Source organism: Pseudomonas sp. TH15, from assembly GCF_016651105.1.
Classification (GTDB): domain Bacteria; phylum Pseudomonadota; class Gammaproteobacteria; order Pseudomonadales; family Pseudomonadaceae; genus Aquipseudomonas.
In genome coordinates, this window is record NZ_JAEKEL010000001.1 from 4,690,981 (window position 1) to 4,705,413 (window position 14,433).

Genomic DNA, 14,433 nt, shown 5'->3' on the forward strand with positions numbered 1-14,433 from the left:
TGCCCCTACGATTACAACCGCAATCGCGCGAATGAACATGGCAGAACAGTCAATATTATGAACGCCCATCCGCCACCGCCAACCGGCAATGAGGCTTTAGCGTGCCGCTACAAGGTCGTGGTGCGCTCAGTTGGGAATCGCCCAGAAGTCGACCACACGTGGTAGTTGAGTCACCTCTGGCTTGGCTAAACCCTACGAACAAGCTTTCAACCGCTCTCCATCAGTGCCACTGCCTTCACTGGTGTCAATCTTGCCGTTACGGTCGATATGGATTTCAGTTGTCGGCCATCGGGGCGTAATGCTCACGCAGCGATTAAGGCCCTTCGTATTCCACCAGTCGAGGCGCATGAAGAACTCATCGTCAGGAAAGATATGTCCTACATCACCGGTTGTCTTTCCTGGCAGCAGTTCACCGCGAACAATCGTGTGCTGCGTGTTCAGGACGTAATTAATATTCTTGGTGCCGTCTTTTGAGTAGTAAACGACAACACGCGGTATAGCTACGTACCAGCACGCCACAGCGGCAGCGTTATCCACCGCCCAATATGTCGTGGTCGCTTTTCACTGGCAGACATATTTTTGAACCCCTATACCCCAGTCAGCAATTGGCACTGCCAACACTTTATCCATGATAATTTGTGCTGTGAGACCGCCGTTCGGATACTCCTTGTAGAATTCCATCCCAAGAATAATCGACACCCTATCTGGAGCATCGTCCCATGCTCGCATTCCCTCGACGCCTTCCGTCCTTCGTGGGCCATTAAACCTCTTCGGTCTTCCCGTGCCCTTCTGCTGTCCCGGGACTGGTAGTTTGCAGCACACGTGTGCCAAGAGTTGAATCAGTCCTCTTTGAACCCCGATAGGCCGTTAGCCGCGCGCCATTCTTTCACCGTCTCAGTGACACCTTCAGCAGAGTTGTCGGCACCCGGTTCCGGGTGAAAAATGAGGTCGAAACCCTCTGCATGACCCTCAAGTTTGCTGAATTGCTCAAGCAGTTCACCCAGCTCATCATCCGTGCCGCCCTTGTTAACGACGCGTATTTTTTTGATGAAGGCGATGAATTCGACTTCGGTGAAATCAGAAATGTCTTCCATGTTATGTCTACTTTCTCTTGTGAAAGCGAAGTCTCTTATCAAACAAATCATGGCTCAATGGAATCACACCATAACTTTATCCTACACTGCGCCCTTCTCACGCTTTAAGCCGGCAGGGGCCGGTACGTGAATAAGGAGATTCTGGTGTTTTTCAACGCTCGCCGCTGTTTCGCTCTGAGTACAATCACTCTCGCTTCCCTCAGTCTTACCGGATGCTTCACTGAGGAAATAGATTCACGCCAAACCCAAGAAATTCGTGGTTTGATTTACAAAGTCCACGCAGACGACCCATTCACTGGACGTATCCTCAATTACCCTATGTCGGTACTGGGGCTGTTCAGCGTTGGAACTTGCTCAATCGACGTAAAAAAGGTCTGCCTGACGGAGAAATGCGCTGCTCGGATAACGCGGACAAGCTGCTGGCTGTAGGTGAATTCAAAGCGGGGAAGCGAGACGGTAAAGAAGAAAAATTCGACGCAAAAACCGGCAACAAGATTGCTGAGGGTAATTGGAAACGAGGACTACAGGACGGACTGCTAGAACAGTTCAATCCTCAAAACGGCGAGCGCACGATTGAGGTGCATTACACCGCCGGCAAAAAAGACGGCCAAGAGCGTGCCTGGGATGAACAGGGAAAAGTGCTCATTGCTGATCTCGACTGGAAAAATGGCAAGCAGACCGGATTCGACAACCGCGGAACCCAGCACCGCACGTATCTACAGGGTGAGTATCACGGGCCGCAAAAAGATTATGGCATTGACGGTAATCGCTTCTACGTATCGCAGGAAGAGAACTATGAAAATGGCCAACTTCATGGAACTCAGAAACGTATCAATGCGCGAGGTAACGTGACTGAACTCAGCGAGTTCGAGCACGGAAAACTGAAGGCGCGAACCGTTGATGAGTATGGGAACTTTGACGGCAAGCACCTTCACCATGTCAGTCGACTGGCCATCAAGGAAGACGTCAATCAATACATTGCCAGTGATCTCAGCAATGACGGTCTGGAGCAGTATTGGGACAATGAAGGCCATCTGATTAGAGAGCTGCAATGGAACAAAGGAAGGCTCGTCAGTGCGACCGCAACTATATGGGTCGGTGACAAGCAGATAAGCCAATACCAAGGCGTTGCACGACCGGGCTACGATAGCCATCAAGATGACGTGGTCAAGCATGGTCAAGAACGCCTCTATGACCGCAATGGGGAATTGGACGCTGTAGTGGTATGGAGCGCAGGCAAAGTCACTAACACGATCGTAAATCTACCTTCTGATCGTCGCAGCCAATATCCAGGCAAGATGGCCATGCTTAATCCCAACATGAGTTGGGGGAATCCAGTGGAAGAAATTCCGGATTTCGAAACCCCTAGTCGTTACGGTGGCGGCGGCTTCGCTATCGACTACGTAACAATCGTTGATACTCCCGCCCCAGGACAACCGATCCAAAGCCAACCCGTACAAAAAACGGTCCTGGCAGCCTCTACTAGCAATAATGTAGATGCATGCGTGCAACAGAAAGTAGACGCCGTGCATGCTGAAGATCCTGATGCACTGGTGCGTGCCGACATGCTCGATGAGTTTGAGCAAGACTGCCAGTGAGCCTCCACGGCAAATATCTGTGTTGCGCGTGATATCCAGCCGAAAGGGGCATCGAAGATGCCCCCTGTTAAAATGGGGACGGGTTTATTTCAGAAAATAAACCCGTCACTTTTGCGTGGAAGCCGTTGGCGACATTGGTGGGCGCGCGTTGACTTTGCAACAAGGGAACACGCTCCCTAGCCGTTTATCCGGAATCAGCCAAGCACAAACCCTAGGCCGGCTGCTTCAACTCGACGTTATCCAACGCCTTGTTCACCGCCAACTCCCCCAACATCACCACCTGCGCAATCCCCAACAACGTATTGCGGTTCGGCCCTTCCAGCATCCCGGCAAAATCACCCAGCATCACCGTCGCCGAAGCCAAAGACTCACAGGCATTGACCAGCAAGGTTTCGGTGTCGGATTGCGGGTTAACCATGAACAGAGTGCTGGGGGTGTACGGCGTCGCCATGATCTTCTCAGGCGCAAGATAATGATCAAGCGCCCGCTCTGCCGCCTCATGAAGCTTCTTCGAATCGAATGATTCATACGGCGACGCCGGATCTGTCACCGGCTGACTGTTAGTGGTTTCGGACATCAACTGAAACTCCACAAGCACCCATCAAGGCACTCCAAAAGAAATATGAATCCCCACCATGTAGGAGCTGCCGCAGGCTGCGATCCCTTCATCTGCTCTTCAACAATCGAAAACAAAATCAACAGATCGCAGCCTACGGCAACTCCTACACAGAGTTCGCGGCCTAGCCGTCAATGACGCAGCGCTTAGTTCGGCAAGCGGCGACCATCCAGGACTCGATTCACCATCAACTCACTCAGCATGATCACCTGATGCAGCATCAGCATGGTTCGGCGTTGTGAGTTGTCGACGACATCGCTCATGTCACGTGCCATGTCACTGGCGGCGGCCAACGACTCGCAGGCTTCGAGGAGGAGAGTTTCTTCGTCCACGGCGGGACCGATGAGGAAGATCTTGCTGGTTTTGCGGGATGGGATTGAGAGCTTCAGTGAGCCGGGGTTGAGGTAGAAATTGATGGCGCGGTCGGTCGCCTCTCGTATCTTTTGAGGCTCGAGCGTTGGGTCGTACGGGATCGGATCGGAGTCCGGTGGGTTTGGTGTTGGTTTGAACATAGAGGACTCGCTACCTTATAAGAAATAAGGAGCCATCACCTTCGCTACCAAACGAATAGGTGGCGGCCATGCATGGGTTGGTAGACCGGTCGCGATAGAAAACCCGGCGCTCACAAAGGAGCCCCACGCATGACCACCATATAGAGCATGTCCCAACAACAGGGCTGCATAAGGTGTTGCCATACGACTATCACGACGGGCTACCAAACCCGATCACTGTTTTGCAGTGACCAGCAAACGATATAGCCCACCCCACAGCCGCACAAGCCGGCGGATTCTGGCGTACGCGTGGGCAACGGCGCAAGGCGTTGTAGCCGTTTATGACGTAACGGTTTGTGTAATTTAAACGTGCCTGCGGCGTTGCGTTTAATCAGAGCGAAACACTCATCTCCCATAGAGCTTCGAACATGCTAAGGCTGTAATTGCTACACGGTTCAGTTCACGTTTAGCCGGGTGTGCCTCCTACCCAAACAACGAACGACTGCATTCGGTCAGAAGCTGTCCCTCAGTAAAGTGCCTCCGAACGCAGGTTGCTTACAATGTTTCCGTTCTAGTTGCTACTGATCAACGTCAGGATATGGCCAGATCTGAATCGCAGACTTCGCCAGCGCCGCTCCCCTGGCGAGTATTTCCTGCTCCGACCATTCTTCATGGTCATGCAGGTCACGGCTGAGATTCAGCTTGCTCCATTTCAAGAGTTCCGGTTTCTTGGCTGCCCAAGCGGAGTTGGACAATGCAGGGTTCAGGCTGCTGGTCACCAGTGTCAGATTGCCTAGCGTATGCTTGATTCGATCACGACGCTGGCTGAATTCCACCTTAATCTGGGGATCATTCTGCACCTCCGCGGGCAGCGGCCAGTACTCCTGCCACTTCACAGGCAGAATATGCTCGATAGTCAACCCCGTCGGTAGGCTGACAGCCTCGCTTTTGGCATGCGCCAGCGCCCGCTCAAGGGCCTCGAGCACCGCCCGCACACGGTACTGCGGCCACCACTGGTACAGCGGGTAGTCGAGTAGCGCATTGCTCAGCTCGCCGTCTTTCGGGAAGCGCACACTTTCCCCTTCGCTGGAGAGCAGGAATGCACCGACCACCTGGGCCGTAATCTGCTTTTCCCGCTCGAGATGACGAATCAGATCGAGGAATAGTCGGTTGTAGTTCTTGGTGGTCAGGCCACAGATCATCCGACGGAACAGATAGGACTCAAGCACCGTCAGGATCGCCTCGAACTCGGTTTTCTGCTGCGGACGCAGTCGCTGGCTACATAGCAGCAGCAACGGATAAACCGTCGAAGTATCGATCACCACGAGGCGCGCCAGAAAACGCGACAGACGAGATCCTGCCGTGGGCGAAGAGAACTGGCGAAAATGCTCGGCGTAGGTCTTGAGCAGCGCCATATGCTCACTGGCAGAGTTGGCCGGTTCGACGAAACAAGAGCCCCAGTCGGCGGTGTGCTGCACGTAGTTCTTGTATTCGTTAAAGATGTGGCCGACACGAATATCGCGGCGCATCGCCAGGGTCAGGAAATGGCGGATGAAGATGTCAATGCGTGGACGGTTTTCCCGCCCCTGCTTCACCTCTTCACGCCAGAACTCGCCATCGAACTCCGCCCAATGCTCTTCGTACAGCGTATCGATATCACCGCCTTCGCTTTGAGCGCGCCGGAACAGAAAGTTCTTGATCAAGTCCGCCGGCAGCAACTGCGTACCACGTGCATTGAGCGTCTCAAAGATCACTTGCGATTCGTCGTCTTCGCCGAGATCAATCACCACCAACTGCAAGCCATTGCGAACCACGCCCCAAAGCGCATCCAGCTGTTTCTCCGGCGACTCTTCGGCTTCTACAGCCTCCGGCCGTAACCACTCCTCGAACTGCCCATAAAAGTACAGGTAGGCGCCGACGATGCCCTGATCGTAGCTGAAGTCCACGCCCTTTTTGCTCGCCTGCTTCAACAACGCATCCGGGCTGCCCGCGCCATGTACCGAGGCAAACGCAAGGCGATCGGCATTGGTTGGCAACAATTTGGGCACCTCTGACGGGTCATCGACCATCGTGTCACTGTTGGAGACCATCGACTCGAAGCGCCCGGCGAAGCGCTCGCTACCCCGGCTGCGGCAAAGGTCGCGGGCGGCGATCAGCAGCAACTGCAAGGTGGTGAAGCGCTGCTGCCCATCAATGACCTGACGGCCCTGCACCGACCCCGTGTCATTACGCAGTTGCTCAAGCACCACGGCACCGAGGAAATGCGGGCGCAGCTTCTCACCAGCCAGCATCACATCGAGCAGGCGCTCGAAGTCCTCCCAGAGCGGCTGCCAATTATCCTCACGCTTCCATACATAGGGCCGCTGGAACAGCGGAATCTGGTAGCACACCGTGGGTTCGAAGATTCGCAGCAGAGGACGGCTGTTGGCTTCCATCGTTCATTCAATCCTTAGTTATTTACTAGCGCAGCCGACTCATCAGCAACTGCTGTCTCGCTCGCGTACAACCTACATACAACCGGTTGCGGAATACCGGCTGACCAAGGTCGTAAAGGTCGATCATTGGCAACAGCACGACATCGAACTCCAGCCCCTTCACATGCAGCACCGACGTGAAGTGCACAAGGTACTTTTTCGACAGATCGATCTGTTCCGATACGCTCATCTTGCGGAAGCTGCCCTCCAGCTCCTGCGCACATAAAGCATGCAGAGACCGGGCGGTTTCCTGGTCGGGCAATACCACAGCAACCGACTGATTTTCAGGGATAGCGGCGATCGTCTCGCATAGATACCTGAACTCTTCTTCACGCCGAGCAAAGCCATGCAGCGTGTAAGCGCCTTGCTCGCTGACCTGATCATGCAGAAGGGCAGCGTCCAACTGCTGTACATCCGTATCGGCTCCGCGCTCGAACAACTGCCGCAGTACCGCACTTAGCGCAGCGAGATCCGGCTGCCCTTTCTGCCGCAGATTCTCATCCAGCGCCACAAACTCTGGACGCTTGCCAATAGGGAAGCAATCCGCGATGTGAATTTCCTCGTTGCGCAGCAACTGCTGCGAACGGTCTCCGACCACAGTGATTGCGCTGTAACGCGGATCAGCCTGGGAGGTCATCAAGTAGATCTGCTGCTCGCTGAAGTCCTGCACTTCATCGACAAACACGCTCTGATAGAAAGGGGCCTCGCGCAGGCTAGCGGGGAGCTTGGCTGTTACTCCGGCACTGAGGTCGTGAGCCAGGCACAGCAGCAAGTCGATATCCGAATCGCACAGGCGTTGCTCTTCAAGACGCTCCAGTACCTGCCATGCAATGGCCGCATCAGGGAAGCTGTCGGCGTATTCATACAGCGCCTTTGCATACAGCTCCGCGAAGTTCTTCAGCGGCTTGGCCAGATGGTCCAACGCCGCCTGCCGGAATATCTTAAGCACCGAAGTACGGGCCTGTTCATCCTCACCAGGCAACACCTGACTACCGATACCACTGCTGACCCTCAACCACTTCAGCACCTCACCGTCCAGGTAGAGCAGGGACTTGGGCGTACCAAGCACAATGAACAGCTCATTGACAGGCATGAATTTGGTCTCATACCCGTCACCACTCACTAACGATGGCAGCAGAGCGCGGACGCTCGTGCCCGAGAGTGAGGCCTGTACAGCATCATTGAAGGACAAGGGCTGGTTATCCGCCGAGAGGAACTGGTAACAACTGCTCGATACACAGGGCAATGCCTCGGCCCCCTCAACAACACTTGCCCTGTACAGCACCAAAACCTGATTGGGTTGCTGGAACAAATCGACAGGTAACTCTGCCAGCCTTTGCGCCAGCTCCGGAATGCCCTCGCCATAGGCCATGTACTCCCCTACATGAATACTCAGGGTTGCCGGGCCCAGGATTCGCTGAGCCAGCGCCTGAATCCTCTCCAACAATTTGGCCCCCAACCGATACAAGGTTCGCTCCGCAGCCAAAGGCGAGAGCAGCTCTTGCACCAGTTCATTAACGCTGGCTGCAAGCGCTTGGTGGGCAGCGGCAAACTGACTGCGCTGCTGGGCAGTAAACCGTTGCAGCTGCTCACTTTCGACCTCAACCAGCAGTTTCTGCAAGTCGGCGGCAATCACCCGGGCCAGCGCAAGCCGGGCGGCATTGAGCCAAGCCAGCGTGGTGGTCAGAGAATGCCCCTCGTCGCTGCTGTGTTTGAAGCGTTTGCCAGTACCGCCCGAAGACTCCAGATGGCGATAGCTGCGCAGCTTGGAGCGCAACTCGTGATACTCAAGCACCGGTAAACCGGGCATACCTAGACGGCTGCAGGTTTGCTTGAGGTACTGGATCAGCTCGGCAGTGCGCACAAAGCCGACGCTGCCGTCCTGGGAGAACTTGCCGGCAAACTCCCCTTCCCAGTAGTCGAAGTCGTCGCCGAGAATGGACCGGAACGTCTCACGATCCGTAACTTCATTCGAGTTGAAGTCACAGAGCATCTTGGTCCGCCCGAGCGCCGCCGAGGTCTTGCCTGAGCCCGCAACGCCCTCGACCCACATCGGCCCAACCGGCTCCCGGGAAATGATCTTGTCCTGATTCGGGGTTCGATTCAGAAAAAGTGCTCATCCAGGCTCATCCGCTCAATTAGCTCGCCGCCAACTTCATCGTCCACATCATCGAGATCGGCAATCGCCAGTGCCGAATCTTCTTCCTCGTCATCGAGAATCTGCAGCCGCAGTGCGGCAGGCACGGACGGTGTCAGCTCTACTGGCACGTCTGCCGGCTGCCCATCTTCTGGTGGGTGTGTAACAACAAGAACCTCTGTCACCGGTGTGTTTAGCAGCCCGGCTTCGTTGGTTGTTCGCTTCGCAGGTTCGAGCAGCTCCTTGCCAGTGGGGAGCAAAACGGCGACAGGCTTCTCCACACTCTCGGTCTTTGCAGGCTTTTTACTCGGCACGGTGGTTTGCTTGCCTGCTAAATTAGCCGTTGTCAAAAAGGCTCGCAGATCCATGACCTTTCCCTGGCCGTTAGCATTCTCCACGCCCACCGCCAGAAAGTTGCGTGCATGACGCTCCAGTTCTTCCAAATCATGGCGACGAAACTGGCGGGCCTCAGTGACCCGGTAATCACCCCAGGCTTTGGAAAAGCTCTCAAAACCGACTCCTGCCACGGCGCAAAGACGGCCCACCGGTGAGTGCGGAGTGGCATAGCCCGAGCTGGCTTTGGGGTACACCAGCGAGTCAATACCCAGCCGGAATGTAGCAACCCCCTCTTTCTCACGCTCGATCACCAGTGCCTTGCCGTAGGCGTTGCGCTTAAGATTCCGGTAAGCCAAATCGCCTTCACGGATCATATGCTCGGCGTAATCAATAATCCCTTCAAGGACCTCCAGCTCTTCACGGGCAACCTTGCGCAGGGATGCTTCACTAAGCTGCTTTGCCATACCTGTCACTCCTTATCCTTGGCAGAAAACGACCACGCCCGACGTAACCCGATAGTCAGGGTAAATCATTTATCTTAGCATTGGCATTAGGCCAGTACGGCTGCGTCGAAAATGTCTTGAGCCTATAGCGGTAACCCACGCACGGCATCTAACGTCCAGTAGCGGCCAATTGCTGGTCTACAAAAGTTGGAGCTATTTACTCCTCATATTTCATGTGACATTGGTTCATCTGCTTCAAAGATTTGGTTCAGGCTGAACGCTACTTCATACTCAAAAAGCGAGACATTAGGAACTGCCACGATAGCGTGACGTAGGTTTGAGCTGATGGATTTCGCAACGATGACGCCCTTCACCATCTTCCCGTGCGCAAGGTTCTTCTTGATCCAGCCCATGTAGCGGCTGATCTGACCAATGGCACGATCTGCCACACGTCCACGTTTCAGTTCAAAAATCACGAACGCGTCATCTGAATCAAGTGCGAGTATGTCGATTGGCCCAACATCGGTAGGGTATTCAACTCCATCACGACCTAGAGGATCGACATAGAGGCGAAGGGATTTATCTTCCAGTTTCAGTGATTCGATGTTGTGAGATATGAAGTCGCGTAGCTGCCATTCCAGTTCAAAAACTGTCTCTCGATCTGAATCTGGCGTGTCTTCGTCTCCAAGAGTCAGGTCTTCGTCTTCGATGGCTTGAATAGCTGTTTTAGGTGTGCCGGGATGCAGGACCAGAACCTGTGTTTCAGTTTCTTCAGTGACCCATCCCATTCGAGTGAATGCACGACGAAGCTGCTGAGAATTCGTGTTTGGATCGATAGGTGGTGCTTCATTAGGATTCTGACGGCACCATTCCTTCATCGGATAGAGCGTGTGCCCCCCATCTAAATCGACCAAAACAACAGAGTATTTCTTGGGTGGCTGCATCTCGGGGCGTCCATGACTGATTTCCTTAGATTTGCAGGTTAGCTGGTGGGTGGTAGGAATACTACTTTGGCAACATTGCTCGCCTATCGCCACCGGTGGCAACGCGCAGCTGTCAGCTGATTATGGTTACTACTCATGCTGTTCTAGGGAAAGAAGTCGGTCGGCTAAGTGTACGCTTTTGGCCGATTTCTGCCTGTCGCAACAGACCGAAATCGCCCCATACCGGCCGGTCATAGCCGGCGGACTTTCATCCAGCGAACAGCTAAGGGATTTATGTCCCAATTATTCGATCTCGCAGCCGGCGCTATCTAGCTGCGAAGCCGAGTCAAGGTAGGCGAACGAGACTGCGCATAACGACATTTTCGTTAATATGCGCACAAAAAGCCTACTGGAAAGAGCTTTTGTTGTAGTCGAGAGTTCTTGGAGCTATCAAAAGGTCGAGCGGGGCTTTAACAAAGCATCCAAGAATGAGCCGTCCTCTAATGACGCGGTAGTCAGAGGTTGAAATACCTTAGTGCTTATTTCTATTTTGTTCTTTGTTCCATTCCTAGGCGAATACACAACAAAGACACTAATGGTGTCGGTGTGCATAGGGTGCTTAACCATGCCCGAAAAAAATGTGAGCCTATGGCTGGTTTCTTCTTCGTATTTTGCAGAAAGCATAGTGAACGCTTTCCTGATGGCAGCTTTGTTGATGTGGTAAAGCTCTTGGCTCTCCTGGGTTTTGACGCTTCTGGAAATCACGTTGAGAATGTGATTTGCCGCTTTAGTATCGAACCAGCCTTTTACTAGAAAAAAACTAAGAGCGATGCGCCATATGTAGGGATAGCAAGAACGATCGCCGCGAATAACGACATAAGAAAATACATAGAAATCCTTTCCTTTCTTTAATGAGCAGTCAAAATCAATGCCAGATTTTTAGCCGTGAGTGTGCGCAAAGCAATGCCAAAAAGTTGCTGCGTCTACGAATAATAGACGCTTGGTTAAAACGGCTCATCCGTTTCCAAGAGATTGCTGTAAAAATCCAACCCCTTACCCTGAGCAACCGTTGCAGCACCGCGCATCATGAGGTTAAACCGAGGATCGTTGGTAAACTTGGCTTGATCAACGTCATAAACGCAAAAACCTGCTGCCGAGAGCAGTACAGCCGCATATTTCTTGTCTGTGTGCACCAACTCTACCGCCCAAAATACCAAGGCGTTAGCAGCCAAAGCCTTTTCATCGTGCTCCATGATCCAGTCGGGGAATGAAGGAAAAAACTGCTCGGCATGGGCCCACATTGCGTCGATTTCGCCAATGATATTGGGGGAATTGGCGCCTGCATGGCTGCAAAAGCACTGATCAGACCACCGTGCATTTTTCCTTTGGCTAGCTTGATTGTGGCTTTGAAAGGCCATGAACTTAAAACCTTGAATAAAGCCCCGAGCATGTCGCGCGTCCTTACTATCGTGAAAACCTGAGTATGCCAGCCGCATGGCCATAAGCCATCGAAGAACGAACGAAGAAGTCACTTGGGAGCTCGCGAGGGGTGCATGGCTGCGAATAACGACATATGGTGAATCCGGTCACGACTGAGCCCCGGCCCTAGCTCGAACGCATTCGTAGCTTCGCCTAAAATCGCTGCGGAGCCTTCTTCAGATCAGTCAAAATTTAGTCTGTCCCGACTGACCGAAAATGGCCGAAAGGAGGCCTAGCGGGAGCTACTCCCCCGCATAAACAAATATGGCCGCGTCCTTGAACTAGCGGCCACTCACCCCTTCTTCCTAAACAGTTTTTCCACGTAGTACGTCACGCTCCACCGATCCTTCGGCCGCGGCTTATAGTGCGTTTTATTCCTCTGCCCCGGCTCCCCACCCACCCCACTCGCCGTGTAGTAATAAAGCGCAATCGACCGCCGCGTAATGCCTTCCGGCGTAGTCAACGGCTCCGGATGCCCGTGGTTGCTGTCCTTGTCCGTATTAAAAATCACACAGCGGTTATAAACCGGCAGCACCTTCTTCAGGCATTTCTTCATCCCTACATCCCAAAGCTCCAGGTTGCCGCCGTACGCCTCCTGCCAATCCTCGGTCAGGTAAACAATCACGTTCAAGCGCCTTTCAACATTGAGCTTTTTGTTCAGGCGGAAATCCGAGTGCACGCCCAGGAAGCCGCCGGTTTTGGTTTCGTGTAATCCGCCGCCTGCGAAATAAGGGTCAGGAATCAGCCCTTGAATGCTGGTGAGTTTTTCGAGGAACTCCAGCATCGGTGCGGAGTTGAAGGTGTTGAAGACGTTCTTCAGGTACGGGCTGCAGGCGTTGGGGCTGATCTGGCGTTTGAGTTGGCCTTTGTAACCGCGCTCGTAGGTCTGTTCGTTGTGGGTCGGTTCGACCGGGAAGTGTTCGCGGATGCTGGCGATGACGTCGGTTTGCAGGAAGTTGTCGATGACGATGTGCGGAAATGGCGTGGCTTGGGTGTATTCGCGGGTCAGCGATTCGCCGAAAGCGCTGGCGGCGTTTTGGTCGAAGTCGAGTTCCGGGGTCAGGGTGATGGGGAGTGTTTGCGTGTTGGCTTGCATTGCCGCTCCAATGATTTTTTGGGCTTTCAGGGCGGGTCAAACAGGGCCTGGGGCTTGGCGCGGGGCCTGTGTTTGCTCGCTGAGTACAGTGGCGAGCAGGTTGCCATGTCGGCAATGGCCTGCCGAGTGTCCTTTGCTTAAACGTGGCGCGGCGGTGTTACGGCATGTTTCAGGCTGTCACAAACGCGTCATATTTCCTCTGCTAGTCTTCTCGGCGCCCTGCCCCACACCCCTGTCCTAGAGCCCCCAACCGAAGGTGCCGCCAAGGTGTTTCCGTCTCCCGTTCGCCAGCAAATCATCCTGCGCTCCGACAACCTCCGTTCGGACGACTTCGGTGCACTTTTTTCGAAGTTGTTTGGTAATCGCTATGCGGACAATCCGCCGCTGCCGGCGAACATCATCATTGGTGGGGTTTATGGGCGGCATGAGGGTGTGAGTTTTCGGCGAATGCATTATCGCGGGGATTTCACCGTTGCTTTTCCCGACCCACAGGATGAGATCACGTTCGTCATCCCCACGGCCGGCAAGATTGTGTTCAACCACGCGACCGAGTCCATCGGGGTTTGCCAGGTTGGTTTGGCAATCGATAAGGCTGACATCCGCTCGATGCGCTTTTTTGATGGCCACGCGCATCACGGGATGTCGATCAATCGGCATCAGCTTACTGAGCGGTTGGCGGCGCTGTTGGGTAAACCGATTCTGGAAAGGATTGTGTTTGAACCGAGTGTGAATCTGGATTCGGCGGCGTTTCAGGGGATCAAGGCGTTGATTGATCTGGCAACGGGGACGGAGTTTGATTTGTTGATCAACAGCGGGACGTTGATGCCGTCGCGGTTGCGGGAGATGTTGATTGATGCGGTGCTGGAGGCGTGGCCGCATAACTTTTCCGAAGCGTTGCGACGGCCTACGGCGATGGTTGCGCCGCGACATGTGAAGTTGGCGGTGGAGTTTATTCAGGCGCATCCGGAGCAATTGGTGAGCGGTGTGGATCTGGCGCGGTTGAGCAATGTGAGTCAGCGGGCGTTGCAGGAGGGGTTTCGGCGGTTTGTCGGGATGTCGATTGTGGGGTATCAGCGGCAGGTGCGGCTGGAGCGGGCTTATGAGGTGTTGAAGCACCGGGATTCGGGGTCGGTGACGGAGGTGGCGTTGCGGTTTGGGTTTAGTAATGTGGGGCGGTTTTGTCAGTATTTTCAGGGGGCGTATGGGGTGAGTCCGGCGGAGTTTCGGGCTCGGGGTTAGAGCGGTATCAGCTTGACAAGGTAACTTGTGGCGAGGGGATTCATCCCCGTTGGACTGCGTAGCAGTTCCTTTTTTGGGGCCGCTTCGCAGCCCAACGGGGGCAAGCCCCCTCGCCACAGGGGTTAGGGTCATTCTCCAGATTGTTAGTTGAACCTCAAGGCTGCAGGTTCAGGCTGATGGTTTTGGGGGGATCAATTAGTAGCTTGGAACACCATTGTGGCGAGGGGATTCATCCCCGTTGGACTGCGCAGCAGGCCTGATTTTTGGGGCACAGGGGTTAGGGTCATTCTCCAGATTGTTGGTTGAACCGCAAGGCTGCAGAGTCAGGCTGATGGTTTTGAGAGGATCAATTAGTAGCTTGGAACACCATTGTGGCGAGGGGATTTATCCCCGTTGGGCTGCGTAGCAGGCCTGAATTTTGGGGCCGCTGCGCGGCCCAACGGGGATGAATCCCCTCGCCACAGGGGTTTGCGGTGTTTTTGGATTTGGGTCGTGTTATCCCTTCTT

General features: G+C 54.2%; 12 protein-coding genes. 2 read left to right on the forward strand and 10 right to left on the reverse strand.

Translation table 11 applies throughout. From position 1 onward, the window contains the following. Positions 1–192: 192 nt before the first annotated feature. Together JFT87_RS21110 and JFT87_RS21115 are read right to left on the reverse strand one after the other, a co-directional pair. Complete coding sequence (locus JFT87_RS21110) at positions 193–537, reverse strand: hypothetical protein (protein ID WP_201204302.1); 345 nt, start codon at positions 535–537, stop codon at positions 193–195. Positions 538–839: 302 nt separating this feature from the next. Then, a complete protein-coding gene (locus JFT87_RS21115; protein WP_201204303.1) occupies positions 840–1,094 on the reverse strand; it encodes a bacteriocin immunity protein in 255 nt (84 codons plus the stop codon). Between the two features lie 350 nt (positions 1,095–1,444). Between JFT87_RS21115 and JFT87_RS21120 the strand changes: the two genes are divergently transcribed. Continuing rightward, the gene (locus JFT87_RS21120) at positions 1,445–2,692 is read left to right on the forward strand and encodes a toxin-antitoxin system YwqK family antitoxin (protein ID WP_201204304.1); all 1,248 of its coding nucleotides are present in this window, start codon (positions 1,445–1,447) and stop codon (positions 2,690–2,692) included. A 211-nt stretch (positions 2,693–2,903) separates the two neighbouring features. On the opposite strand, the gene JFT87_RS21125 is transcribed toward JFT87_RS21120, so the two are convergent. The 8 genes from JFT87_RS21125 to JFT87_RS21155 all read right to left on the reverse strand — a co-directional run bounded on the left by JFT87_RS21125 (position 2,904) and on the right by JFT87_RS21155 (position 12,687). Beyond that, the gene (locus JFT87_RS21125) at positions 2,904–3,269 is read right to left on the reverse strand and encodes a DUF6124 family protein (RefSeq protein WP_201204305.1); all 366 of its coding nucleotides are present in this window, start codon (positions 3,267–3,269) and stop codon (positions 2,904–2,906) included. Positions 3,270–3,454: 185 nt separating this feature from the next. Next, complete coding sequence (locus tag JFT87_RS21130) at positions 3,455–3,820, reverse strand: DUF6124 family protein (RefSeq protein WP_201204306.1); 366 nt, start codon at positions 3,818–3,820, stop codon at positions 3,455–3,457. Positions 3,821–4,377: 557 nt separating this feature from the next. Continuing rightward, on the reverse strand, positions 4,378–6,234 hold the full coding sequence (locus tag JFT87_RS21135; RefSeq protein WP_201204307.1) for a DUF262 domain-containing protein: 1,857 nt from the start codon (positions 6,232–6,234) through the stop codon (positions 4,378–4,380). Positions 6,235–6,259: 25 nt separating this feature from the next. After that, positions 6,260–8,326, reverse strand: coding sequence for an ATP-binding domain-containing protein (locus JFT87_RS21140; RefSeq protein ID WP_242487284.1), 2,067 nt, complete (start codon positions 8,324–8,326; stop codon positions 6,260–6,262). 50 nt (positions 8,327–8,376) lie between these two features. Continuing rightward, a complete protein-coding gene (locus JFT87_RS28515) occupies positions 8,377–9,210 on the reverse strand; it encodes a hypothetical protein (protein ID WP_242487285.1) in 834 nt (277 codons plus the stop codon). Positions 9,211–9,413: 203 nt separating this feature from the next. Continuing rightward, positions 9,414–10,133 (reverse strand): endonuclease NucS domain-containing protein, encoded by a 720-nt coding sequence (locus JFT87_RS21145; protein WP_178117025.1) that lies wholly within the window; start codon positions 10,131–10,133, stop codon positions 9,414–9,416. 983 nt (positions 10,134–11,116) lie between these two features. Then, entirely contained in the window at positions 11,117–11,608 is a 492-nt protein-coding gene (locus tag JFT87_RS21150; protein ID WP_201204308.1) for a hypothetical protein, read from the reverse strand. Between the two features lie 275 nt (positions 11,609–11,883). Next, positions 11,884–12,687, reverse strand: a complete 804-nt coding sequence (locus JFT87_RS21155; protein ID WP_201204310.1) for a 2OG-Fe(II) oxygenase — start codon at positions 12,685–12,687, stop codon at positions 11,884–11,886. Positions 12,688–12,954: 267 nt separating this feature from the next. Between JFT87_RS21155 and JFT87_RS21160 the strand changes: the two genes are divergently transcribed. Then, the gene (locus JFT87_RS21160; protein ID WP_201204311.1) at positions 12,955–13,926 is read left to right on the forward strand and encodes a helix-turn-helix domain-containing protein; all 972 of its coding nucleotides are present in this window, start codon (positions 12,955–12,957) and stop codon (positions 13,924–13,926) included. Positions 13,927–14,433: the final 507 nt, after the last annotated feature.

Bases quoted from the DNA above. Each gene is read 5' to 3' on its own strand.
- JFT87_RS21115 (WP_201204303.1), bottom strand. From the start codon at position 1,094: ATGGAAGACATTTCTGATTTCACCGAAGTCGAATTCATCGCCTTCATC.
- JFT87_RS21125 (WP_201204305.1), bottom strand. From the start codon at position 3,269: ATGTCCGAAACCACTAACAGTCAGCCGGTGACAGATCCGGCGTCGCCG.
- JFT87_RS21130 (WP_201204306.1), bottom strand. From the start codon at position 3,820: ATGTTCAAACCAACACCAAACCCACCGGACTCCGATCCGATCCCGTAC.
- JFT87_RS21135 (WP_201204307.1), bottom strand. From the start codon at position 6,234: ATGGAAGCCAACAGCCGTCCTCTGCTGCGAATCTTCGAACCCACGGTG.
- JFT87_RS21140 (WP_242487284.1), bottom strand. From the start codon at position 8,326: ATGTGGGTCGAGGGCGTTGCGGGCTCAGGCAAGACCTCGGCGGCGCTC.
- JFT87_RS28515 (WP_242487285.1), bottom strand. From the start codon at position 9,210: ATGGCAAAGCAGCTTAGTGAAGCATCCCTGCGCAAGGTTGCCCGTGAA.
- JFT87_RS21145 (WP_178117025.1), bottom strand. From the start codon at position 10,133: ATGCAGCCACCCAAGAAATACTCTGTTGTTTTGGTCGATTTAGATGGG.
- JFT87_RS21150 (WP_201204308.1), bottom strand. From the start codon at position 11,608: ATGCGGCTGGCATACTCAGGTTTTCACGATAGTAAGGACGCGCGACAT.
- JFT87_RS21155 (WP_201204310.1), bottom strand. From the start codon at position 12,687: ATGCAAGCCAACACGCAAACACTCCCCATCACCCTGACCCCGGAACTC.